Origin of the sequence: Apibacter muscae, assembly GCF_007845635.1 — a bacterium.
GTDB classification, from domain to species: Bacteria; Bacteroidota; Bacteroidia; order Flavobacteriales; family Weeksellaceae; genus Apibacter; species Apibacter muscae.
The window spans coordinates 1-22,743 of sequence record NZ_SELG01000034.1 but is presented as its reverse complement, the minus strand read 5'-3'; the positions used below and the strand labels follow the sequence as shown (position 1 = coordinate 22,743).

The following is a 22,743-nucleotide window of genomic DNA, read 5'->3' as shown; positions in this document are numbered from 1 at the left end:
CTTTAAAAATAATGCATAGAAAAATATTTTATCTACTATAAAAGCAGTAAAGCCATAAATTTATTATGAAAAAAATAAAAGAAAAAGAACTTATTTATGGAGGCTCTGATCAAGGAATTATCCTTGATATGGTAGTCATAAATAGTAAAAATATTAGATTTATAGATATTATAGAAAATAATCCTTTTCAAAATCTAAAAGAAAAGATTAGTACAGAAAATTTTAACTTTATAAAAAAAGATTTGCATATTCTTCATGGTACAGAAACTAAACGATTTAGGGAAGCCAAAAATCTAGGATTAATAGAGAAAGTAGGAATAGAATCTTTCAATTATTATAAAATAGAAAGTGATAACTTAAGTTTGTATTATTATAAAGTAGATAATTACATATATATATATATATATATATATATGGTTTTGGAGAAACACAACCTTGTTTATATAAATTATATTTGGAAGGAGTTTATGAATTATAATAAAAAAGAAGATATTTAGTCTTCTTTTTTGTTCATTGGTATTTATAGTTTTTTACTTGATTTTTAATTAGCAAAGTCTATTAAGGGGATTAAGGCAGCAGCTTCCGAGTTTTATGATCAGAAAATTGTACATGGAACTAATGCAGAGCGAGGAGTATTGATGGGGCAAACCGCAGAGTTTATAGAGGAGTTGGTAGTAGGTTCCAAAGGAGCAGGAGCAGTTATTAAGAGTGCTAAAGGGAGTGCAGTGGCAGCCAGTGCCACAGAAAAACTATCTATAGCTATTACCACGATTAATGAGTTTGTGAAAACAACTAAATTGGGTAAAATAGCAAAGTCTATTAAGGGTATTTTTAAGGTTGGGAAGAAGATATATAAAGGATCTGCTAAAATTGAGGCTTATAAATATGCACAAGAGTTATTAGATACCTTATCAAATAATAAAATGCCTAGAGCAGTATCAGTTATTGTTGATAAAAAAACAGGAAAAATATATAAAGGAACATCAAAGGGGATAGATGATATAACTAAATTAGATAAAAATGTAGCTGATAAACTACCTAAACCTAGCAAAGAAAAATGGCCTGCTGAAAATTGTGCAGAAGTCGATGCTTATAATAAAGCTATTAAAGATGGTGTTAATCCTAAAGATATGGAAATGCATACTGTTTCTATTGATAAAAAATCAAGAAGTTATAAAGATTTTGAAAGATGTGAAAATTGTAAAGTAACCACAAAAGATATTGGATATGTAACATCTGATTAAAAAATTATAAATTTTAGATATGAAAAATAGCATAAAAAAAATATCAATAAGAGGAAGAATGTACTTTTGTCTAGTCTGCCTTCAAAATGCTTTTAAACAAAATAATATTAATAATGGAGAATCCAATTTAATAATTAATATTATTAAAGAATTTCTTGAATCTAATAATTTAAGTGATTGGGAAGAATTGGCAAATAATATACAACCTATAAATATATTAGATGAAAAATTTAATATAAATGATTTTTCATTTGAACATAAATTAGTTTTAAAATTAAAAATATTTTATGAACATATTCCTGCTTATTTAACAGAAATGATAGATTATACATTGGATGTTGGTTTAAATAATTTATATGGTGGAACAGGAGAATATAGTCCTTTAACATTAGAACCTGTACTTAAAATTATAGATTTATGTAAAGAAAATAGCATTGAATTTCCAGATATAAATAATTTTTTACAATATTCTTATCAGGATGATGATGGATGGGGTTTTCCTATTCAACTTAATTAAATACCCTTATTCTAGAAGTCAAATATTATATGATAAAAATATTAGAGAATAATAGAATAGAAATTTATGATGGTTTAGAATCAAAGGAACTATATAACAAAATAATAATTGAGAATATTAAATTAAAAGATATTTTAGAAAACGACTTTTTAAATTTAAAGGATAAGCTAGTTAAAGAAACCGATGAAGAAGGCTTAGAAACTCTTCATAATTACGATGAATTAGGAAATCTTACTAAAACTACTTTACCTGATGAAAGTACGTATACTTTTGCTTATGACAGTGAAAGCCGACTGATATTAGCTACCGATCCTTCCGGCAACCACACGAAATGGACCTACTATAATAATAGGCTGCATAGTACAGAATCCGACGGAAAATCTACCCGTTTTCTCTACAACGAGCAAAATCTTATTTCCACTATAAGAAACCATTGGGAGGAAGAAACCCATTTACAGTACGATTCCCAATACAATTTAGTGGAATTGACCAATCCTTTAAAAAAAACTACGCGTTGGAAATACAATTCTTTAGGAGAATGTACCGAGGTAATTAATCCTCTGGGTAATAAACAACAATTTGAATACAACCGTTTGGGGCGTTTGTCTAAGGTAAAATTACCTAATTCAGAAATTATAGACCTTAAGTATGATGCCTATGACAGTATCTTGCGGGTAAATTCTTTGCACTCAAAAATAAATTATACCTATACTCCCTTGGGGAGTATACGGAGCAGGGAAGAAAAAGGCGTTAAGGTTTTTTTTGAATACGATGTTACAAGAAAGGTTAACTGCACTAAGCAATGAAAAAGGGGAAAAATACCAATTCTCCCGCAACCAAAGAGGAGATATTGTTCGAGAAGTTTCCTTCGACGGAATTAACCGCTACTATAAACGTGACAAGGCTGGAAAGGTTGTTCGCATAAAACGTGGAGCTGACCGCTTTACCGAATACGAATACGACAAGGGCGGGCGGATTACCCGGGCAGAATACCACGACGGTAGCTGGGAAACTTTTTCTTACGACCAAGCAGTTAGGCTTATTGAGGCCCGAAACAGCAAAACAGCCGTTAGTTTCAAGCGAAACCGAGATGGTAAAATTCTACAGGAAAAACAAGGAGAACACCTGCTGGATTATCTTTATGATAAAGATGGTAACCTTGTTGAAGTTAAAAGTTCCTTAGGTGCAAATATAAACTATACACGTGATGCTTTTGGGCAAATTTCTGGTATACAGGCAGGGGACAAAGAAAACCTGTGGATTGCTAAAATAAAAAGAAATATGCTGGGGCTGGAAGTGGAAAGATCCTTGCCTGGAGGTGTAAAAAGCAGTTGGAGTTACGATGAAAATAATCTTCCTCTTTCACAAAAAGTTGAATCTTACAAATTTAAATCAGGATTACATAAAAACTATCAGTGGAATGCTTCCCAACAGTTGCAACAAATTACCAATGCTTTAACTCATGGAGAAACAACCTTTGCTTATGATGCTTTCGGTAGCCTGGCTTCTGCCCGATACGAAGATGGTAGTTTTGATTATAAATTGCCTGACGAAATTGGGAATCTCTTTAGAGAAACTGCCAAGCAAGATAGAAAATATGGCAGGGGTGGAAAGCTAATTCAGCTTCAAGATCAATATTTGTTTTATGATACCGAGGGAAATCTAATTCTAAAATCCAAAAGAAAAAATCCGAATATTGAGGTTTTAGATAACTCTGAAACTAAAATGAGTTTTTGAATTGATCCTAAAGATGAAGGGGCGTTTACGGGTTTTTGGATAGATGATAAATGTTCAAAAAATCGGTTTTACGATAATATTTTTGACGAAAAGGCAGAAATACGTTCTTATTCTAAAAAAGAACGGGAAGAATACAATCGGCTCAGGGGTAGAGATGAACAAGGTAAACATAAACAACCCGAGTGGCAACCGGATGACTGGGGCTACGAATGGTTGGCTAATGGTTTGCTGAAAACTGTTTTTATACCTATTATATCCTCTTTTTATTTTAGTATCATTATATTGTCTATACTTATCTTTATCAGAAAGATACAGTTTGTATTTATCATAATTCCCCTGATGTGTTGTATGATCATAATCCCAACCTTCTGCATATTCTAATGTTGTATTTAATCTATCAGATTCCACTTCAATCTGTGCTAAAAAATGTGCCTTTCTTAAACAAGTATTAATATTATACTCCTTCATAGCAATATTTAGGGCTTTTACAAATTCTTCATATGTTTTTTTATTTTCTGGTAAAGGACAATTTTTAGCAGAAAATAACATTTTAGAATTATAGAAAGATTTTACTTCTTCCACAGTTAAATCTCTATTACAAAAGCATTTTTTATTCTCCTCTTTCTTTTCCTCCTCTTTTTTAGGTGCAGTTCCTACTGTTGTGGGTGTTTGCACATCGGGTGGAATAATAGAAACATTAACCTGTTCGTTTTTTACTTTTAATTCTTCTTCATAGCTTAAAGCTGGATCTTCGCAAGTTACTTTTACCTTATATTTATGTACCTCTGCTGACATATCTTGCTTAGCTCTTATTGGCATTCCAATATTAAGAGTAATTAAATCAGACTTTACTACTCCATTACTTTGTATGACTTTTAGGGGTTTTAAGTTTTTTCCAACTTCTACTTCTTTTCCTTCTACTATATCGTAAATAGTAAAATTAAGTTTTTTATCATTCAATTTTACTGTATAAACCCTCAGGATAATGCTTTCTCCATAAGAAGGGATTTTTTTTAATTGTTTACCTGTATTATCTAAAAAGAATACATCTACTATTTTAGCTTCTCCCTGTGTTGGTATCACTAACATTTCTGTACTGTCTTCTTTGTAGGAGACAATTAGCTTCATGTGTCTGTTTAATAGAGGGGTTAAAAAGGTATATGGAACTTCTTTGCCTATTTTTTGCCCTGAAAAGTTAACAATTTCGTATTCACTATATTCATTTGCTTGATATAATTGCCATTTGATTTCTGTATCGGATATACTCTCAGGTTTTACTCCATCAACCAAGCTTATACTATACATAACTTTTTCTCCAATTTTGGGAAATCTTTCTCCTTTTATTCCTTTTAAAACTTTAGCCATATTTTATATATAATATTGGTCAGTATCTTGTTCTTCCATGTATTCTTGTAACTCTAGTCCGGGCAATATCATGTTCAAAGTTTCTGTATCTGCTCTCTGTAAATGCATAAAGCCTATTTTTATTTTTTGTCCATGGTAATGCACTGTAATCTTCCCTACTTGGGTACAATTTAGATATGAAAGTTCTGTTAGTGTTTTCATATCATAGATTTTAACATAATTATAAGGTTTTTGCCATTTTCCAGCAGGGGAAAATATACAGGGATCATTTTTTCTTAATTTACAACTTCCAAAACAGAAGCTTCCCTCTTCAAATTGTACACCTTCTTCAGTAGCGGCATAGGCTCCCTCTCTGTTATTATTAAAAGGGGTGTATCGATTGGATATTACTTTAAGGGTTGCTAAATTACTACCTTTGTTACAAATACATTTTGCTCCATGTACTAAAAAATGACTTCCTTCATGGGATTCTCTTTCTTCTTTAAATTCTTGTATTTTTTGTTCTTCCTGCCTTTCTTCTATTTCTTGTAATTTTTCTTGAGAAGGTTTTTCTTTTTCCAATAAAAGCTCGGTTCCTGCTTTTACTTTCCAACCTAAAAGATTGTTTAGTTCACAAATATTATTATGATAACTTCTCAATTGAGCCTTTTGATAATCCCTCAGAAAATAATCAAATTTTTAAAATTTCTTTACCTTACTTAGATGGATATATAAATCATATTTACTTTCGCTCAATTAAAAAAACAGAATGGGAAAAAGCTAAAGTTAATTTTCAAACGGATGGTAACAATGTATTTACTTCAATTAAATTACCATATGGATTGTACGATTTCAGGTTTCAGCTTGATAATGGGAGATGTTCAAATACTTCTTTAAATAATAGTGTTGGTGAGAATAGCGTTGGAATAGATAAAAAAATCTATTTACCATTAGAATGGTTTGATCATGAAGACCATATACTAATAAAACTAACTATTCCTCTTGAATATATATCAACTACAAACACTTTAGACTTTATAGTTTCAAATTACCAATATGTGGGTGTTGGCTTTGGATATAAAAAAGATCCAATAGTTAGTATATGCGTGTTAGATAATAAATAAATTTTAAAAAACACTACTATTCTTGAACCTGATGTACAAGAAAAAACTTATTCAATTTTGAACAAAAATGAGATATTAAATATTTCAAACCCATTAGAAATAAAAATAGGAAAAAGTGATTTTGCTACTACCTATGAAGGGTTTATAAGTGGAAATATTGAAGTAAAACTAAACACCACTGAAGGTGATATATATTATAAACCTATAATTTCATCAGGCTTTAAAGCATATTCTTAATAAAAGACAAAAAAATGGCAGAAAAAATATCTATTGCTGAACTTGATTGGGATACAAGTTTACTTGAAAAATCTATTCAAAATTATACCCAAAAATTACAAATTGTAAAAAAAGAACAGGATGGGGTTATTTTATCATTAAATACGATGACTTCTGAATACGAAAAACTATCTAAGGTTGTAAATCTTTTTACCACTTCCGATAAATCCATGAATGTGGAATTAGAAAAGAACAAAAAGCAAATGGATGAGCTGAAAGCCTCGATGCGGGTTCAGGCAGAAACTATTGCTAATTTACAAGCCCAAGTTGCCCAATTAAACAAAGAAAGAACCAGAGCTAATGAAATTCTGGAGATGACAAAACAAAAGGAAAAGGCAAATTCAGATGCATCTCAAAAAAATGCTCAAGCAACTATTATATCACTGCAAAAGGTTAATAAAGAACTGGAGAAGACACAAAATGCAAAAGTCACTACAGTAGACTTAAATGTTGATAGTTTTTTGAGTAAGGCGGCAGAAGCTAGAAAACAGGTTGAAATATTAAAAGGAGAAGTAAAATTTTTTACTGATGCAATTAAAGAAAACGAAAAAACCATCTTAGAAGACAGCGAAGTATTAAGTTCATTAGCAAGACAAGGAAAGTCGAATAGTGATGAATATAAAGAAAGAGCAAGGCTAATAAAAGAGCTGCAAGACAAAAATAAAGGACTAAGAAATGAACTTGAATTAAATGCGTCTGCTCTACGAAAAGAACAGCAAGAATTAAGAAACTCTCAAAGACAGGTTGATGCTTTTAATAAAACCTTGGTAGATGAGTATGAAGTTATTATAAAAACGGACGGGTCTATTAACCAGCTTAGTCAAGCTCTTGCTAATAATAGGAAAATATATAGAGACTTAACAGCAGAGCAGAGAAACAATATTGAAGTTGGAGGGAGATTATTAAATATTATCCAAGCTCAAGATAATGAATATAAGGAGCTTCAAAAATCTACAGGAGTTAATCAAGTAGAGGTAGGAAATTATAGAGGGCAATTAGAGGGATTATTTGAAACATTACAAGGGGGGGCTACTCCTGTTCAGGCTCTTACAGGAGAATTTAAAGGTCTATACTCTCAAGCATTAGCTTTAGGCTCCAACCCTATTGGTGCATTTTTAATTGCTTTAGCAGGAGTCGCAAAACTCACAAAAATGTGGTATGATTATAATGTCGAAATGAGTAAATCCACTCGTTTGGTTCAGCAATTTACAAGTCTTTCAGGGGATGCTCTAACGGATTTAACAGTAAAGGTTAGAACATTGTCTAAAGAATCAGGAGAAAGCGAAAAACAGACCCTAAATGCTGTTAATGCGGTGGCAAATAGTATGGGTATTAGTTATGAAGATGCCTTTAATAAAGTGACGAATGGTTTTATACGTTCTGGAGAGAGTGCAGAAGATTTTTTTGATAATACTTCTGAATATGTCTCTCACTTTAAAAATATGGGTTATTCTGCTGATGAGTTCTTCTCTATTATGGAAGAAGGAGCGAAAGCAGGTACATATAAAGACAAACTTGTTGACACTATCAAAGAATTTTCCATACGTTTCAATGATCTAAATAAAGCAGGAAAAGAAAGTTTAGATAATACTTTCGGCAAAGCTTTTATTGATAATTTAATTAAGCAATATAAAGCTGGAGAGGTACAAGGTCGTGAGGTATTAGACAAACTAATAAAAAAAGGTAAAGAACTTGGTTTATCTTTCAAAGATACAGGGGCGGTAGTAGCTAATGTAATGGGTTCTATGGGTGAAGACACTGGAGGTTACGTGCATATCGTTAAAGCCCTAAATAATGGTCTTGAAAATACCCACCGAGAATTAACGGAAATCGAAAAAGCTAGACAGATTGAAATCAAATCTACAGAGGCTTTAAATCAAAAATGGGCGCAGTTATTCAATACGTCTGGGGGTACATTTGAAATGATGAAAGCACAAGGAAAATCTTGGGTGAATGGTACATTAATTAAAATGATTGATGGTATAATTGAATTTGCTAATGGTTTTATTGAAACGTACAATAGTTCGATGCTTCTTAGAGGGGCTATTGGTAGTATTGGGACTATATTTCAAGTTCAAATGTCAATTGCTACATCTGCACTCAAATTACTATGGAATAATCTAAAAAGTAGCGCGAGGTTAATTAAATCTCTCTTAACCTTAGATCTAGATGGTATAAAAGATTCCTTAAAAGATGGATTTGTCGGAATGAAAGACATTGCCATCTCAGGTGCTAAAGACATTAAAAATGCTTATGAAAGCGCTATAAACACAACCGTAAACGGCAAACTGAATAAAATTGAGTTTAGTTCCTCTGCTTTAAAGGATGAAGGAGGTGAAGCTAATTCAACGAAGCCAACCGCTGTTAAACCACCTTCGCAAAACACTAAAAAATCCGGACCTTCAAAAAAAGACAATGAATCTTTAAAACAAGCTCAGGAGCAGTTAAAGGCTTTACAAGCCATATCCAACTCTAGCTTAGCTATCATGAAAGCCGAATTAGACGAATTTATTAGAACTAGTGAAAGCAAATTAGATGAAAGTAAAAGAACTAATGAAAAGCTTTTACAGCTAGAAGCGGAGCGTTTAAAAGAAATCGAAAACAAGCAAAAAGAATTCCTAGACCAAGAAGCGAAAAATCAAATAGAACAAGCCCGCCAAACCATTAAAAATGAACAGGAAAAGAACGCTAAAATACTTGAAATAACCACCAAACTTGGACATGAAAAAATTAAACTGGAAAGCGAAACAGACAAAAAAATAAAGGAAAATAAAGATAAATACAACGCCCAAATACTCGCAGAGCAGAAACAAGCAAAAGCTTTAGAGTTTAAGCAAAAAATAGAAGCTTTAATTAGTAGTGGAGCAAGCGAGTATTTAATTAAATCTGAGCAAATAAAAAATGAATACCAACAAAATGAAGAAAGAATTAAACTTGAAAATGAATTAGAAGAAATAAAAACGCAAGAACAAGCCCTTAAAATGGCAGATATATATTATGAAATAGACCAAGCAACTTTAGAAAGAAAAGCTTATTTAAATTCTGCCCTTTATAACATGGATTACGAGTACAAAAACGCGCTTATTCAACTTCAACAAGAAGCTAAGTTTGCGGAGCTAGAAGCATACGCACAAATAGCTCAAGGGGTTGCCCAAATAATGGGAGAACAAACAATGGCGGGGAAAGCAGCTGCTATTGCAGCAACAACCATTGATACTTATTCTGCGATAGTAAAAACCCTAGAGGCTTTTGCAGGAAAACCTATTCCAGGCTATGCGATAGCTCAAGCTATCGCAACTGGTGTTTTTGGATTTGCACAGGTAGCTAAAATTGCAGGGTTAGAAGTAAGTTCAGCGGTTGAAGGTTTGCAAAATGTAGGTAAAGGAGTAGTAACAGCAATGCAAGTTTCTCCATTAAATAAAAATGAGCCCTCTCAAGGCTACTTCAAAGGGGGGTATACTGGAGGTAGTTCTATTTACGAAGAAAGAGGAGCTGTGCATGGAAAAGAAGTAGTGTTTAATCATAAAGACGTAGAAGCTTACGGAGGGTGGCAGAATATAGAATTACTACGCCCAACCTCTGACATGTTTCAGGGATTCCCAGTTAACACTCAAATGATTTTAGCCTCTAGTCAAAATTCAAATAATATTGATTTATCATCCCTCTCCTCCTCTATAAAACAAGGGGCATATGAAGGGGCTTTAAATGGAAGTAAAATAGGTAGTCAACAAGGCTCACAAATAGGAAGTCAGATAGGCTCACAGATAGGAAGCCTGCAAGGTAGCCAAGCAGGAAGTCAAAAAGGTATCAGTCAGTTAACCAAAAATCAAAGAATAAGCGATGGAGCGGGTTTCTAGTATTATAAAAAAAGTAAAAACTATTTCTAAAAATGGAATAGAACCAGTTCAGCAGGGTATTAATAACTTTAATATCCCTGATGAAACAATAGAAGAATTAGCCAAAAAAAGGGCTGAAATATGTGCAGGATGTGAGTTTATGAAGATGGAGCCTATTAGCTTTTTGAGGGTAAAAGACACACGAATCCCTTTGATTTCAGAGCAATATTGTGTGAAATGTGGGTGTGAATTGCCTTATAAATTAAGACAAAGCATTGAAAAGTGTGAAAAATGGAATGTGTAGGAGAATTAATAAATAAAAATAAGGGTGTATTTAAAAGGATGGTAAGAGGGGGCTTAATTAGCTGTTCTGTAGTAAACCATTATGAAATGTATAAGTTCTATAAAGGAGTAGATAATTCACTAAGTAAAATGGAAAAATACCAATTAACCGCTGAGGAGTTTAGAGTAGATATCAAAACCATCATACGTGCTATAAAAAAAATGGAGAGGTAAGGCTTAAATTATTTAAAATTCATTTGACCTGTTTCTAATGATTCTTTTAGTGTATTAACCCCAACAACAGGTAAAACAAAATAACCATTTAAAGGTGTATTGCCTAAACTTGTTATTGATACTGCTCTGGCATGTGAAAAGCTTATCGATAAAAGACTTAACATCATTTCTTTTGGTATTTTTAGTTCTTGCGTTTCTGTGTCCAGAATAGTATTTAAACCCAAAATGCCAAACGTTGTATTAACTACATGGTGTAAAACAGATTCGTGTTTTTCTCTATCTGTTAGCATTATCACAACTCCTACATTCATTGTACCATTGTTGTAATCTGCAATAAAAGCTATTCTTATAGTTAATTCAAGTCTATCCTTAATAGTAAACAATTCTTTAACTTCTTCTTTTTTAAGATCTTTTAATTGAAAAAAAGAGGTGTATATATTATCTACTTTATATCCTAAAAAATCCTTTTTATCCATATTAACTAATTGCTAGTTTAAATACATCTGTATCACTTTTTTCAAATCTCAAATACCCTTCTTCTGTGCCTTTAGATATTTCTATATTATCATCTTTAACTTCACTATAAAGAACATTATTATAATTATATGTTAAAGGTATAATATTGTTTATCTGTGTTTTAGACTCTAAGTATATTTCCTTATCTTCTAATTTAATTATTGGGAATTTATCAACCTTCAAGGCTATTTCTATTATTTTTTCAATTTTAAAATTTATATCTCCATCATTTAGTATTTGTGAAATTCTTCCTTTAGAAATATTAAAATATTCAGCAAGTTGAGTTTGATTCATATTATTTTTTTTCATATACTCAACTATAGAATTATAAAGTTCCCCATTTATTGCTTCTACCCAGTAAGAAGGGGTTTCAAGTATTTTTTCTAACTTTTGTTTGTTATTTTTTATTTTGTTCTTCATAATACTCTTTAATGATTTTTTGAAAAAGATCTATATCTTTTTTTTGATTATCTTTTTTTCCTCCAAGAACCATTACCCTGCCTTTATGCTCCTCATGAAATAAATATATCCTTATTATCCCTTTTTTTGCTTCATATAATTTATAGGGAGAATTGCTAGTTTGTAATTTTCGAAATTGACCTTTAGGTCTTAATAATAGGTTTGATGTATCTTCTATTATTCTAATAGCAGCAACTAAATCAGAATAAGAATTCCCTTCATCTTCTATTTCTGTATAAAAATTATCAAAATAACTTACTCCTTGTTTACAAAGCTCATATACTTTTATTTTTGTGTCTTTAGGAAAATAATTAGACAAAGATAATGAATATTTTTTCAATTGTTTAGGTTTAGCTAAACTTTAAAAAATTAAAGTTATAGACAAATATATGTATTTTTTTACCCCACTGAGATAAAATCATTACTTTTGGGCTAAAATTTTACTTATGAAAAAAATAAGCTTATTCTTTTTATTAACTCTTTGCGTGTTTTGCTTTGGGCAAAAATTAAAAGAAGTTGAAACTTTTAATTATAATGAGTTTTCTGATAGTAATTTTAGAAATAAATATTCTAACAACTGTATAGTTGGAACATATATAACTGAAGATGGCAATAGTATAAAAAAAGGAGATACTCTAAAACTCGGTATTCCTTCAAATAAACAAGGTACTGGAGGCGATTTTAGTTTTTTAATATTTGGAACTCTAAATGGTACATTATTAAGAGGTATTGATTATGTAAATGGAACTTTAACAGGTAATTATATAACAATAGAAGAAATCCAAATTTTCAGAAGCATGGGTACTTATGGAATTAAATTACAAACACAACCTGTTCAAGGGCAAAAAATACCATTAACAAAATATATTACTGTATTAAATTTTGATCAAGCTTATAACACAGGAGAAATATTACTAACTAATGCAAAAATTACTAAAGAACAGGCTATCAAATTATTGAAAGAGAAAAAAGACTTATTGGATTTGGGTATTATTACGCAAGAGGAATTTGATAGAGCTAAAGAAGAGTTAACTCCAACAATAATTCAATAAAATTTGTATAATATTAGAGCATTTAAGAACACTAAATATCAGAAATAAAAAAACCGAATAAAAAATTATTTTTTATTCGGTTTTTTAGTTTTTTTAAATCCTAATTTAGTTTCTAAATATTTACCTATCAACTATTTATAGGATTAGATGTTGTAACAACAGCTGTAAATTTAAAAATGAAAGGAACTCACAATCCTTGAAAAGGAAGGGCGTTTTTTCAAAAAGTTGTAACAACAGCTGTAAATTTAAAAATGAAAGGAACTCACAATAAATTCAATAACTTTAATAAATCCATGAACTTATTTTCATAATATAAGGGTTGTGTTTCTTTAGGGTTATGAATTGAGGATTGGTTTTCTCCGTATTCTAATCCCTTTTCTGTTAATGTTTTGAAATAACTCTTTCCGTCTTTAGCTGTTTTGCTATTTGAAGATCTTGAATTTTCGGTTAAAATTCCTTCTTGTAATAGTAATTGGTTTAGTTGTCTTGTGTTCATACCTATGTTGTTTATTTTAAGCAGCTCAGAAGCTGAACGCAACACATCTTTGGAAGTAGTGTAGTCTGGAAGGTCTAAGCCCACAGGATTAGCGATAGAATGCATAAGCATGAGTTTTGAATTTTCATTGGGATTGCAAACTTCTAAATAAAATCTAGCAACCATTATTTTAGCTTCTATATTTTTTAAATCTTCCCCATCTCCTATTTGTCTTACTTCTTTTAACTTCTTTTCACAGTCTATAAAATATTGTCGGGCTTGTTTTCCTTTCTCTGATCTTTGAATCATAGAGATTTCTTTTGCGCAATCTAATGTTAGAGCAAAATCCGAAAGCTCTTGATTAGCTAGGGTGTTAAATTGTTTACACCCTACATAATCCGTATTTTCTATAAATCCGTATTTAAACATTCTCTTTATCCAGTTTCCAAATCGTTCTTTTGCCTCTAAAAACGTGTGTAATTCTCTCGCGCTTACTGCTTGTTTTCCGTTTTTTTCTGTGATTTTAACTAATTCTTGCATGGTATTGGGGTTTTAAAGTTTTATTAATTGTAATGAATGTCTTTGGTTGACCATCCTTGCAAATTGTTTGTTAATGTTTCTATTTGTTTTATATCTTTAATATTTATTACCTCTGTTATGCTATTCTATTATCATTGACTAGTACTATTACATCCTCCCCTATAAAATCTACATAACCTATTTTACCATTAATATTTAGTCTTTGTTCGTAGGATATACTTATTGTTTTCATGGCTTTATTTTTTAAGGTTTATATCAGGTTAAGTTTTTTAAAACATCTGTATTCTTGCTTTTCTGTGTCAAAATATATTTGTACAAATTCATTTTTCTTTCTTTTGTCAATACCTGAAACCACAGGCAGGAATTTTTCATTTAAAGTACCCCAAGCCTCTCTTACTTCTCCATTTACTTTTGTGAAGTAAAATTTTACGATACCTTTTTTCATAGCTTGAACAAGTTTAAAATTTCTCCAAGCTTGTTTTAAACATTCTGAAAATTCTTTACCTGTAGTTCTAAAAAATTTCCAAGCTTCAATCATTATATTTTTTAATATTGTTTTCATGTTGTTTGTATTATCTGTTGTTATTTTATAGTGCAAATATAATTGCACTATTTGTATTGTGCAAATTTTTATGCACTTTTTTTTTATAATATTTTTTATCTTTGTCTTATGAAAGATATTTTTGAAAGCAAACAAGACCTATATAAAAGAATAGTAGAGTTATTTGAAAAGTATTTAAAAGATAATGGCTTAACTACTGACGGAATAGACCCAGACAAACATTTTATAAGTAGAAGGCAATTTTTTTATTTAAAGAATATAGCTAAAGGAAAAGAAGCTCCAGACATTGGAGAAGGTAAATTAAATTCTCTTTTAAATATGCTGAATCTTAAATTAGAAACATCAGTTTTTTATAAATTAAGTGAAAAATAATTTGCACTAATTTAAATTTAAAATGTATAGAATAAAGGAAATTTGTAGAAATAAAGGATTAATGCTTAAAGATTTAGCAGAAAAAATAGGAATAACAGAAGTAGGACTTTCTAAATCTTTAAATGGAAATCCTACAATTAGTAGATTACAAGATATATCCAAAGCGTTAGATGTAGACTTTATAGAATTATTTGTGCCAATAGATAATGTTACTAAAGGATACATAGAACATAAAGGCAAAATTTATAAAATCAACTCCATATCAGACATAGAGAGGATGTTAGAGGAGATAAAAGAAAAAAACAAATAAATTTTTATCTCACTCAGATAAATAATTATCTTTGGGGTAGATAAATTTTTATTATTATATGTCTACAACCAAAAGAACTGATAGAATGGATATTTTTATAGAAGAAGGTAGAAATATCATTCTTATACAGGAAAGATGGCAATACAACTGGCTTACAAAGGTTACCCCTTGGACAATTACTGAAAGAAGAAAATTTCATGAATTGGCAGACCAAAGAATATGGAAAATTTGGGGAGGTCATTTTAAATTAAAAGTTCAAGGAACTTCTTCTTTTGCTGAAAAGCATAAGAATACCACTTTTACGGTTAATTTTGATATTAAATGGGCATTGATAAATCCTCATTGGAAAGTAAATTTAACTAAGATTGCTCCAGGAGGGTTTCAAACAAGCTACGTAAATTGGAATAGTAAAATTATAAGTTTAGATACAGAAGATACAAAAATAGTAACTCGATACGCAGGTAGGTCTAAATACAAACAATATCCTGTAGCGCATGAATTCGGTCATGCTATAGGGAATGTTCCTATTAGAGGAATAAGCCATTCAGATGAATATCATGACAGCTATAGACTTAATGGGGGATTTAAATTAGATTATTTAAGTATTATGAATATAGGAAATAATTTGAGAAATCGTCATTTAGATTATGTTTTAATCCAGCTAAACTCTATGTTCGCAAATACAACTTTCTATATAGTATGAAAAAAATTAATCTTTTTGTTTTAATTCTAGTTTTACAAATAAGTTGTCAAGAACATAAACAGCTAACGCACCCCACCATTAGTACCCCTATTGAAATTATATCTACAAGAAGTAAAATAAATACCCAACCAATGGCTTTTATAGATCCTGAAAAAGTAAAAAATTGGTCTTTTGAACAAATTAAAGAAAAATATAAACCTATTACAGAAGAAGAATATTTATTAAATGAAGCTATTATCTCTGAATTTAGAATAGAGTTATATAATTATTTTAATGAAAAGGAAAGAGATCAACCAATATTGATTAAAGAAGTTACCTGGGAAAAAGACAATGACACCAACTTTACCATTTGGTATAAAAAAGATGCAGATAAATGGGTATTTATAAATTCATTTATTTGGGAGAAAGATTGGATGTTTTAAATTCCAATTTAAACTAAAACATTTACTTAAATAGCATATAAAACTCCACAGCCCCGTGTGGGGCTTTTTTTATTTTAAAACTCCTGTATTAATTGCTTCTTGTAGTTCTCCTATGCTAAGATCTTTGAGTTTAGGGGCTTTTTTATTGGTTACAAAACTAAATATCGAAATAAAAGGAGCAAATAGATTTTTTATAAAACCTTCTTCAAATTCTAAATAAAATCTATCTCTAAAATTAAACTTATCATCAAAATTAACCTTAAATTCTTTAGTAAAATGTAACAAAAAATCTTCTGCATCCTCTCCTTCTAGACCAAAATCTTTATACAATTTCATTTGAGGGGTAAAAATTATTTTCTTACTCCATTTTGTTAATAATTCTTTTTCTAAAAATAATTGTAATTTATTATCAATCATCTTTATTTTCATTATAAGTTACCAAATAGCACTAGCTCCACCACCTCCAAAACTTCCTCCATTACCAAATCCTTTAAAGATTACTTTATTATTATTTTTATCATACTCATATACCTCAATAAGTAATTCTATTGCGTCAATAATTAGCAATGCCACACCTATATTAGGGATTACACGACCAAACCCTCTACCTAAATTTGTTGTAGTCTTTAGTTTTCCATATAAATTGATGCTATATATTTTAAATGGCATATTATAAGATAGTTTATTTGAAAGAAATTTTGACGCTATAGATGTTCCTTCTACAGAACCTTTTGTAACAAATCGTTTTTTTATCATAGGAAAACCTATAAAAAACATTCCAGTCCCTAAAATTGATTTACTATAATTATGTTGTTGAACAACTTCTTTAATACTTGTAATACCTGTTTTTAAATAATATGGACTCGAATTGTTATTATTGTATAATCCTATATTTTTTGTTAAATTTCTTTTTAATGACTCATTAACAAGAAAAGGAGTTCTGTAACTAATACCAAATTCACTTTCTTTTCTAGTACGTTCAATTAAACTTAATAAATCATTATTTGACAAATCCATATTTGATATACTTAAATAAGTATACAAATATAAGATAAAAAAATCCTTTCAATTTAACGCCATTAGACAAAAGTCTGTCCAACAACTAATCTCCCATTGTCTGTATTTTTGAATAAAATACAACGTTCTTTATGGCTTTTGAGATTAAAATATATGGCGGTATCTCCGATTATCAATCTGAAAATACTTTCACACTGAAAGACTTACAAAGAAGGCTTGAGGAATACAATGGAGAGCCTGATGTTTTGGTAAGGATAAAGACAGATGGTGGTTATGTAGACGAAGGCTTCGCTATCTATGGAGAACTTAGAAGATTTGCCAAAGAAAAAAACATTAAAATAACCACCCGGGCCGATGGCTTTGTTGCCTCCATAGGTACAGTTATATTTCTCGCAGGAGATAAACGAATACTCAACCCCTATATACTACCATTTATACACGAAGCATATTCACCTATGGGTGAAGACTCTGAATTTGTAAATGAATCATTAGCAAAATTCTACACTGAACACACCCTAATGAGTGAACAACAAGCAAGAGAATTAATGCAGCAAGAAACCTATATCCCTTTAGATCAAGCCTTAGACATGAAGTTTGGGACTGAGGTAGATGAAGTATACAAACCTGAATTTCTAAATAAAATAATGCATAAAATGGAAGAAAAAAACAACAAAGAAACATGGTTAAAAAAGCGTTTTAATGCTTTTACCAAAGCCTTTAAAGCTAACAATAAAATAGAATTTGATGCCTCAAACAATGAACTACTTTTTTCAGAAGTACAAGAAAGCGAAGAAGTTAAAATAGGAGATACTGCCTCTTATAACGGAGAACCAGCTAAAGGAGAAGTTACAATGTCTGATGGGACTATTTATGTCTTTGAAAACGGAGCGCTAAAAGATATTAAAAAAAATAGCGCTGAACCGGAGCCAAAAGACCCTCCCATTGAAACAGATCCAAAAGATACTAAAATCCAAGAGTTAGAAAAACAATTAAACAAGGAAAAAGAGGAAAAAGAAATATTGATAAAAGATCTTCAAAAATTCAAAAATGAAGCTGAAAGATCTTCGAAAATCCTTAACAAGTTCACAGAACTAGAATCATCCATGGCCGATGAACAAGCCAAAAAAGACAAATATGAAGGTGGTTCTATAAACTACTTAGAAAAACTTAAAAATCTTAACATCTAAAAAACAATGAATACAACTTTTGAAAGCAATTTTAATGAATTCGCAGAAACTATACAAGGTATAGTAGCTGGTAACAGCTCAACAATATCTAAGGCTATATTCACCAAGAGCTATGGAGTTTCTAATTTGACAACTTCACATTACATTCAAACTGGAGTTAAAACTGGAGAAAAAATCCAAATTATTACTTCTGAGGCTGATTATACAAGCAATAGCTATATGGATGAAAACAATTGTGAGTATAATAGCTGTAGCCTAGATTTAAATTATAGTTCGAAAGAATGGAGGTTAAAACAATTTGGATGTCAATACGAATTTTGTACAAAAAAATTTGATGATGAGTTCGCTGCTTTTTATGGAACTTTTAAAATCTACAATCCACAGGAAAATGATAAAGGAATCATCTATATGGCTTTCTTAATAAACAAAATTAAAGAAAACCTTTTAGCTGCTCAATGGAGGAATGCTTATTTGGCAGATGAGTCAAAAAAAGCACCCTATTTAAATAAACAAAATGGTTACTTAGTTCAAGCACAAGCTGGTGGTGGGTTAAAAGTTGACATCAATGAAAACTTAGCTACATCTTACAAAGATCAATTAATGACAGGAGAAAAAGTGTTTGATACTTTAAATAATCTTATTGATTCTGTCTCTGACGAACCTTGGTATGACCCTTCTAATCAATTAATCAAAATGTCAAATTATATGGCAAAACCTTTTGTTAATTGGTTAAATGAAAAAACAGATAGAGCTGCGGGTTATTGTGAAAAAATTTATGATACTAAATTGATTCAGCACGTGCCTTTGTGGAACAAGGAGAACATTTCCTTTAGAGGGGTTAAAATCATCGTACATCGTGAAATTGATACAGCGATTAAGCAAATTCCTGAACTAAATGGTGGTGGTGGAAATAATCCTAGAGAAAATCCAAACTTTGCCTTGCTTACATCTAGAGAAAATTTGAGGATAGGAACATCTCAAAAAGATGATTTAAACTATTTTAAAGTAGTTTTTGATAATGTTAATGACAAATTAATTGTTAAAACAAACTCTACCATGGAAGCCAAGTTGGTAACCGATGAATATGCAATTGCAATCTAAATTAATAATTAACCTAAAAAATAAATAAACAATGGCAGTAACCAGTTTATGTGCAGAAATTCAAAGGGGACAAGATTTAGCTTGTACCTCATTAGATAAAAGATATTACCAACAAGCAATTATTATAAATAAAAATGATATAGCTACTTACAACATAACCATAGATTCCAAAACTGGAAAATATCATGTAAAATTCAGTTTAAAAGAAGGGAAGAAAGGGTATCTATATAGAGCGATGGAATCAGGGAGTTCATTCTCTGGCTCTTTTGATAAATCTACCACCGATCAAGGTATGGTTCAATACCTTCATAAAACAAATATGATCATACAAACAGCTGATGCAGAAGGAAAATTAGCACAACATGAATTGGATAGAGGAAGTTTTGTGGTTGCAATGCAATTTAAAACAGGAGGCATCGAAATTTATGGAATGGATTACGGATTATCCTCCGCAGATTATACTAATGACTTACAGGCAAATAATGGGGTTAATGCCATTGTCTTACAGTCTTTAGAAACAGCACAAGAGAACAGCTTGCCTCTGATCTATGAATCAGAAACTCCAGGAGGAGAAACTGCTGATTTCGATTCTTTATTTGAAAATAAGGCAGCCTAATGACAAGGGAGGAGTTGATACATATAGGGAAGCAGGAAGTTCGTAAAAATGAATCTCTACTGCTTTCCTATATAGATCTATTCGAAAAGCAGTTTGGTTTTAAGCCTAATTGTATGAGTTGCTCTTTTAATTCTGATTGGGATCTGTTTGTAAAATCTACTAAAAATAATAACTCAAGTAATTTAAAAATGAAAAATAATAAATATAAAATTAACCGTCTTTTAAGCCAAAAAATATTTACCTACATCAAAGATCGGAGAACTTATAGGATTTATGGAAACCAAATGACCGATGAATTTGCAGAGAATTATTTGAAGTATGGCACAGAACAAGAACTGGAAGCCAGAAAAAAAGAATTTGAAACTCTTGTTGAAACAGAGAAATCAGAAGAAGATAGTAAAAAGAAGAAAATTTCAACTAAAAATACAAAAGTAGAAGATAAAAAAGTTGAAGACTTGAATTTAGATTCTATTTCTGTAAACAAGACAAAGGAAGAGGTTGAAAATAAAGAAGAGAAGGTTTCTAAAAAGAAAACAGAAGAAGATATTAAATAGATATGGGAGTTAGAGCATCTTTTATTGAATTATTCAGCAGAGTAGTTAAAGTATTACATAACGATGAAAAGATCTATATAAATGGTGCAAATAACCTATACCCAAATGAGATAGAAAGGATTATTAACAGCTCTCCTACTGCTAAAAGATGTGTTAATGTGATGATGTCCTATATCTATGGAAAAGGTATAGATGAAGGCGCAGATATTTTGATAAACAAAAGGAAAAATTACACTTTGTCTACCATTTTAAAGAAAGTCATAAAAAGCTATACTTATCAAGGAGGAGCTTTTATTCATATTGGATATGGCTGGGAGAATGGAAAAATAGTAATTAAAAGCTTAGATGTTTTAGATTATACAAAATGCAGAATTTCCAAAGAGGACGATAAAGACAGCAAAGGAAAAATTTACTATGATAATTATGAAAAAAAATGGAGTTATCTTTCCGGTTATAGTCAAGAAAGAAAATGGTATTATCCTTTCAATAATAACCAGGAGGTTTTAAAGGCTCAATTATTAAATGATTTTAGTTTAAATAAGAGGAATAAAAAAGATACTTTTTCTCTTGAAAGAGCTATATCTGATTTTAGAGGACAGGTCTATTTTTTTAATCCTTCTGATTATGTTTATCCACTAAGTTTTATTGATCCTGCTTATAACGATGCAGACAGTGAGCATAGAATATCTATATATACTAACACACAATCCAGATTAGCGTTTTTAGGTAAATTAATTATGGTGTGTGCCGGATTAGAAAAAGAGGAAAAAGAAAAAATACAAAATGATTTTTCGAGATTTCTTGGTTCTGAAAATTCTGGAGGCGTATATAGGCTTGATGTTGAAGCTGGTCAAAACTTGGAAGATGCTGTAAAATTTATACAACTAGATGCACAATACGATGATAAATTGTTCGAAAATACAGATAAACGTATAATAAGAAATATTTTAGGAGTATTTAAAAATTTGCCGGAAGGACTAGCCTTCTCTAGTGATGCAATATTTAGCAACTCTGGAGAATCTTACAGAGAAATGCAAAGATTTTACAATCAACAAACTTTCTGGGATAGGGACGAAATAGAAAAAACTTTTAAAGTACTTGGGTTTGAATTAAAAATTAATCCTTTAATAGATGAGTAATTTATTAATAACCATAGAGGAGGTAAGAAATATTGGTCAACTGTCTATCCATTGTGATAAATCCAAAATAATATTGGGAATTACACAAGCACAAAATCATGATATGAAGAAACTCCTTCAAGATTTTTGGTATATCGTACTTGAAAATAAAGATAATGAAATATTTCACACCCTTTTATTTGGTGGTAAATATGAAGTTCAATCAGGGGGGTATAAATATCATGAAGGGTTAAAAAATGTATTAGCTCATTATGCTTATGCTCGTTATGTTATGCTCAATGAATATAATGATACTCCTGTTGGAAATATGGATTTTCAAAGTAGTTTTTATTCTTCAAAGTCTTCATCAAGCATAAAAATGCAATATGATTATTATAGAAATTTAGCGCACGCATTATTTAAAGATGTTGATACATATTTATGTTTTTCAAAAAATATCTTTCCAGAATATAATTCTTCAGAATGTGGTCCATGTTTAAATAACACAGAAAAAAATTCATCTTCTGTTACTCCTTATGGAATAAAATCTAGTGTAATAACAAAAAAAATAACACCACTATGGTAAAAATAAACACAATACCTAACAATGATTCTCATTTTGAGCTAGAAATAGGCGGAATTAGTCAGTATTTACCGCGAAATTATAAAGTTAATTTGGCTGGAGAATCTATTATAATTAAAAATTTAGATTCATTCAATTATTTAACAAACTTTATTAATTATTCTGATTTGATTATTAATGGAACAATACCTTCTTCTGCACAAGAAGCCCAGCAACTAGTTACCAAAGTTATTTTTGGGTCTAATAGATCAACTGTTAATGAAGAAACATCAATTAATTCTAATTACACCCAAAGCAACCAAGCACCCACAGGTACACCATTCCCTAGCAACCCTAAAGTAGGCGATTATTTTAGTTTTGTTGATGCTGAGGGAAATATAGAAGAAGTGTACCAATTTGATGGGGACATATGGAAGCTTTTTATTAGACATAAATTAAATTTTGAAATAGCATTTAACAATGAAAGCTTTATGTATTATAACGATATAGGTAAGCTTCAAAACTTCGTAGGATATGATAATTATTCTATTTCAAAATTTAATATTGATGAAAATAACTTAAC

31 protein-coding genes are annotated in these 22,743 nt (G+C 30.4%); 22 read left to right on the top strand and 9 right to left on the bottom strand.

The genetic code is table 11. The features are described 5' to 3' along the window. The first annotated feature begins 65 nt into the window (after nt 1-65). The 5 genes from ETU08_RS07660 (at nt 66) to ETU08_RS07640 (ending at nt 3,498) form a co-directional block, all read left to right on the top strand. Nucleotides 66-497, top strand: a complete 432-nt coding sequence (locus ETU08_RS07660) for a hypothetical protein (protein ID WP_146262444.1) — start codon at nt 66-68, stop codon at nt 495-497. 141 nt (nt 498-638) lie between these two features. Then, entirely contained in the window at nt 639-1,244 is a 606-nt protein-coding gene (locus tag ETU08_RS07655) for a YwqJ-related putative deaminase (protein ID WP_146262443.1), read from the top strand. A 19-nt stretch (nt 1,245-1,263) separates the two neighbouring features. Then, nucleotides 1,264-1,761 carry a hypothetical protein gene (locus ETU08_RS07650; protein ID WP_146262442.1) on the top strand — a complete coding sequence of 166 codons (498 nt, stop codon included), beginning with the start codon at nt 1,264-1,266 and terminating at the stop codon, nt 1,759-1,761. A 29-nt stretch (nt 1,762-1,790) separates the two neighbouring features. Then, nucleotides 1,791-2,567, top strand: coding sequence for an RHS repeat domain-containing protein (locus tag ETU08_RS07645; protein WP_146262441.1), 777 nt, complete (start codon nt 1,791-1,793; stop codon nt 2,565-2,567). Further along, complete coding sequence (locus ETU08_RS07640; RefSeq protein ID WP_146262440.1) at nt 2,533-3,498, top strand: RHS repeat domain-containing protein; 966 nt, start codon at nt 2,533-2,535, stop codon at nt 3,496-3,498. Before ETU08_RS07645 ends, ETU08_RS07640 begins: the two co-directional genes overlap by 35 nt. A gap of 54 nt (nt 3,499-3,552) precedes the next feature. On the opposite strand, the gene ETU08_RS07635 is transcribed toward ETU08_RS07640, so the two are convergent. Both ETU08_RS07635 and ETU08_RS07630 read right to left on the bottom strand, forming a co-directional pair. Beyond that, complete coding sequence (locus ETU08_RS07635) at nt 3,553-4,863, bottom strand: hypothetical protein (protein WP_146262439.1); 1,311 nt, start codon at nt 4,861-4,863, stop codon at nt 3,553-3,555. Nucleotides 4,864-4,866: 3 nt separating this feature from the next. After that, nucleotides 4,867-5,502 (bottom strand): DUF4280 domain-containing protein, encoded by a 636-nt coding sequence (locus ETU08_RS07630; RefSeq protein ID WP_185145294.1) that lies wholly within the window; start codon nt 5,500-5,502, stop codon nt 4,867-4,869. 182 nt (nt 5,503-5,684) lie between these two features. Between ETU08_RS07630 and ETU08_RS07625 the strand changes: the two genes are divergently transcribed. Genes ETU08_RS07625 through ETU08_RS07605 form a run of 5 tightly spaced genes read left to right on the top strand, consistent with a single transcriptional unit; the run spans nt 5,685 to nt 10,594 of the window. Then, complete coding sequence (locus tag ETU08_RS07625) at nt 5,685-5,966, top strand: hypothetical protein (RefSeq protein WP_146262437.1); 282 nt, start codon at nt 5,685-5,687, stop codon at nt 5,964-5,966. Between the two features lie 57 nt (nt 5,967-6,023). After that, entirely contained in the window at nt 6,024-6,203 is a 180-nt protein-coding gene (locus ETU08_RS07620; RefSeq protein ID WP_146262436.1) for a hypothetical protein, read from the top strand. Nucleotides 6,204-6,217: 14 nt separating this feature from the next. Then, nucleotides 6,218-10,099, top strand: coding sequence for a phage tail tape measure protein (locus tag ETU08_RS07615; RefSeq protein ID WP_146262435.1), 3,882 nt, complete (start codon nt 6,218-6,220; stop codon nt 10,097-10,099). Further along, a complete protein-coding gene (locus ETU08_RS07610; protein ID WP_146262434.1) occupies nt 10,083-10,382 on the top strand; it encodes a hypothetical protein in 300 nt (99 codons plus the stop codon). The genes ETU08_RS07615 and ETU08_RS07610 overlap by 17 nt, the downstream gene beginning before the upstream one ends. Next, nucleotides 10,370-10,594: a hypothetical protein gene (locus ETU08_RS07605; protein ID WP_146262433.1), complete on the top strand. Its 225-nt coding sequence runs from the start codon at nt 10,370-10,372 to the stop codon at nt 10,592-10,594. The genes ETU08_RS07610 and ETU08_RS07605 overlap by 13 nt, the downstream gene beginning before the upstream one ends. 8 nt (nt 10,595-10,602) lie before the next feature. Here the strand turns inward: ETU08_RS07605 and ETU08_RS07600 are convergent, their stop codons facing one another. Genes ETU08_RS07600 through ETU08_RS07590 form a run of 3 tightly spaced genes read right to left on the bottom strand, consistent with a single transcriptional unit; the run spans nt 10,603 to nt 11,909 of the window. Further along, a complete protein-coding gene (locus ETU08_RS07600) occupies nt 10,603-11,070 on the bottom strand; it encodes a hypothetical protein (RefSeq protein WP_146262432.1) in 468 nt (155 codons plus the stop codon). A gap of 1 nt (nt 11,071) precedes the next feature. After that, nucleotides 11,072-11,530: a helix-turn-helix domain-containing protein gene (locus tag ETU08_RS07595; protein WP_221410545.1), complete on the bottom strand. Its 459-nt coding sequence runs from the start codon at nt 11,528-11,530 to the stop codon at nt 11,072-11,074. Then, nucleotides 11,508-11,909, bottom strand: a complete 402-nt coding sequence (locus ETU08_RS07590; RefSeq protein WP_146262431.1) for a hypothetical protein — start codon at nt 11,907-11,909, stop codon at nt 11,508-11,510. The genes ETU08_RS07595 and ETU08_RS07590 overlap by 23 nt, the downstream gene beginning before the upstream one ends. 106 nt (nt 11,910-12,015) lie before the next feature. Between ETU08_RS07590 and ETU08_RS07585 the strand changes: the two genes are divergently transcribed. Next, a complete protein-coding gene (locus ETU08_RS07585; RefSeq protein WP_146262430.1) occupies nt 12,016-12,621 on the top strand; it encodes a hypothetical protein in 606 nt (201 codons plus the stop codon). A 262-nt stretch (nt 12,622-12,883) separates the two neighbouring features. Here the strand turns inward: ETU08_RS07585 and ETU08_RS07580 are convergent, their stop codons facing one another. Both ETU08_RS07580 and ETU08_RS07575 read right to left on the bottom strand, forming a co-directional pair. After that, nucleotides 12,884-13,636 (bottom strand): antA/AntB antirepressor family protein, encoded by a 753-nt coding sequence (locus tag ETU08_RS07580; RefSeq protein WP_146262429.1) that lies wholly within the window; start codon nt 13,634-13,636, stop codon nt 12,884-12,886. A gap of 250 nt (nt 13,637-13,886) precedes the next feature. Continuing rightward, entirely contained in the window at nt 13,887-14,198 is a 312-nt protein-coding gene (locus tag ETU08_RS07575) for an SH3 beta-barrel fold-containing protein (RefSeq protein WP_146262428.1), read from the bottom strand. A 108-nt stretch (nt 14,199-14,306) separates the two neighbouring features. Here ETU08_RS07575 and ETU08_RS07570 point away from each other — a divergent pair, with 108 nt between their 5' ends. From ETU08_RS07570 to ETU08_RS07555, 4 genes are read left to right on the top strand one after another with little or no spacing between them, the layout of a single operon-like run. Next, nucleotides 14,307-14,570, top strand: coding sequence for a hypothetical protein (locus ETU08_RS07570; RefSeq protein ID WP_146262427.1), 264 nt, complete (start codon nt 14,307-14,309; stop codon nt 14,568-14,570). A 22-nt stretch (nt 14,571-14,592) separates the two neighbouring features. Next, nucleotides 14,593-14,880: a helix-turn-helix domain-containing protein gene (locus ETU08_RS07565; protein ID WP_146262426.1), complete on the top strand. Its 288-nt coding sequence runs from the start codon at nt 14,593-14,595 to the stop codon at nt 14,878-14,880. A gap of 58 nt (nt 14,881-14,938) precedes the next feature. Then, nucleotides 14,939-15,583: a hypothetical protein gene (locus ETU08_RS07560; protein WP_146262425.1), complete on the top strand. Its 645-nt coding sequence runs from the start codon at nt 14,939-14,941 to the stop codon at nt 15,581-15,583. Continuing rightward, nucleotides 15,580-16,005 carry a hypothetical protein gene (locus ETU08_RS07555; protein ID WP_146262424.1) on the top strand — a complete coding sequence of 142 codons (426 nt, stop codon included), beginning with the start codon at nt 15,580-15,582 and terminating at the stop codon, nt 16,003-16,005. The genes ETU08_RS07560 and ETU08_RS07555 overlap by 4 nt, the downstream gene beginning before the upstream one ends. A 69-nt stretch (nt 16,006-16,074) precedes the next feature. On the opposite strand, the gene ETU08_RS07550 is transcribed toward ETU08_RS07555, so the two are convergent. Then, entirely contained in the window at nt 16,075-16,422 is a 348-nt protein-coding gene (locus ETU08_RS07550; RefSeq protein ID WP_185145293.1) for a DUF1493 family protein, read from the bottom strand. Between the two features lie 18 nt (nt 16,423-16,440). Then, nucleotides 16,441-17,022 carry an STM2901 family protein gene (locus tag ETU08_RS07545; protein WP_146262422.1) on the bottom strand — a complete coding sequence of 194 codons (582 nt, stop codon included), beginning with the start codon at nt 17,020-17,022 and terminating at the stop codon, nt 16,441-16,443. A 131-nt stretch (nt 17,023-17,153) separates the two neighbouring features. Between ETU08_RS07545 and ETU08_RS07540 the strand changes: the two genes are divergently transcribed. The 7 genes from ETU08_RS07540 to ETU08_RS07510 form a co-directional block, all read left to right on the top strand. Continuing rightward, on the top strand, nt 17,154-18,209 hold the full coding sequence (locus ETU08_RS07540) for an ATP-dependent Clp protease proteolytic subunit (protein WP_146262421.1): 1,056 nt from the start codon (nt 17,154-17,156) through the stop codon (nt 18,207-18,209). A gap of 6 nt (nt 18,210-18,215) precedes the next feature. Beyond that, nucleotides 18,216-19,310 carry a hypothetical protein gene (locus ETU08_RS07535; protein ID WP_146262420.1) on the top strand — a complete coding sequence of 365 codons (1,095 nt, stop codon included), beginning with the start codon at nt 18,216-18,218 and terminating at the stop codon, nt 19,308-19,310. A 31-nt stretch (nt 19,311-19,341) separates the two neighbouring features. Next, nucleotides 19,342-19,926: a hypothetical protein gene (locus ETU08_RS07530; RefSeq protein WP_146262419.1), complete on the top strand. Its 585-nt coding sequence runs from the start codon at nt 19,342-19,344 to the stop codon at nt 19,924-19,926. Next, nucleotides 19,926-20,480, top strand: a complete 555-nt coding sequence (locus ETU08_RS07525; RefSeq protein WP_146262418.1) for a hypothetical protein — start codon at nt 19,926-19,928, stop codon at nt 20,478-20,480. The genes ETU08_RS07530 and ETU08_RS07525 overlap by 1 nt, the downstream gene beginning before the upstream one ends. Before the next feature lie 2 nt (nt 20,481-20,482). Further along, on the top strand, nt 20,483-21,619 hold the full coding sequence (locus ETU08_RS07520; RefSeq protein ID WP_146262417.1) for a hypothetical protein: 1,137 nt from the start codon (nt 20,483-20,485) through the stop codon (nt 21,617-21,619). Beyond that, entirely contained in the window at nt 21,612-22,184 is a 573-nt protein-coding gene (locus ETU08_RS07515; protein ID WP_146262416.1) for a DUF6712 family protein, read from the top strand. Before ETU08_RS07520 ends, ETU08_RS07515 begins: the two co-directional genes overlap by 8 nt. Then, a partial coding sequence (locus ETU08_RS07510) for a hypothetical protein (protein ID WP_146262415.1) occupies nt 22,178-22,743 on the top strand: 566 nt, incomplete at its 3' end. The genes ETU08_RS07515 and ETU08_RS07510, both read left to right, overlap by 7 nt.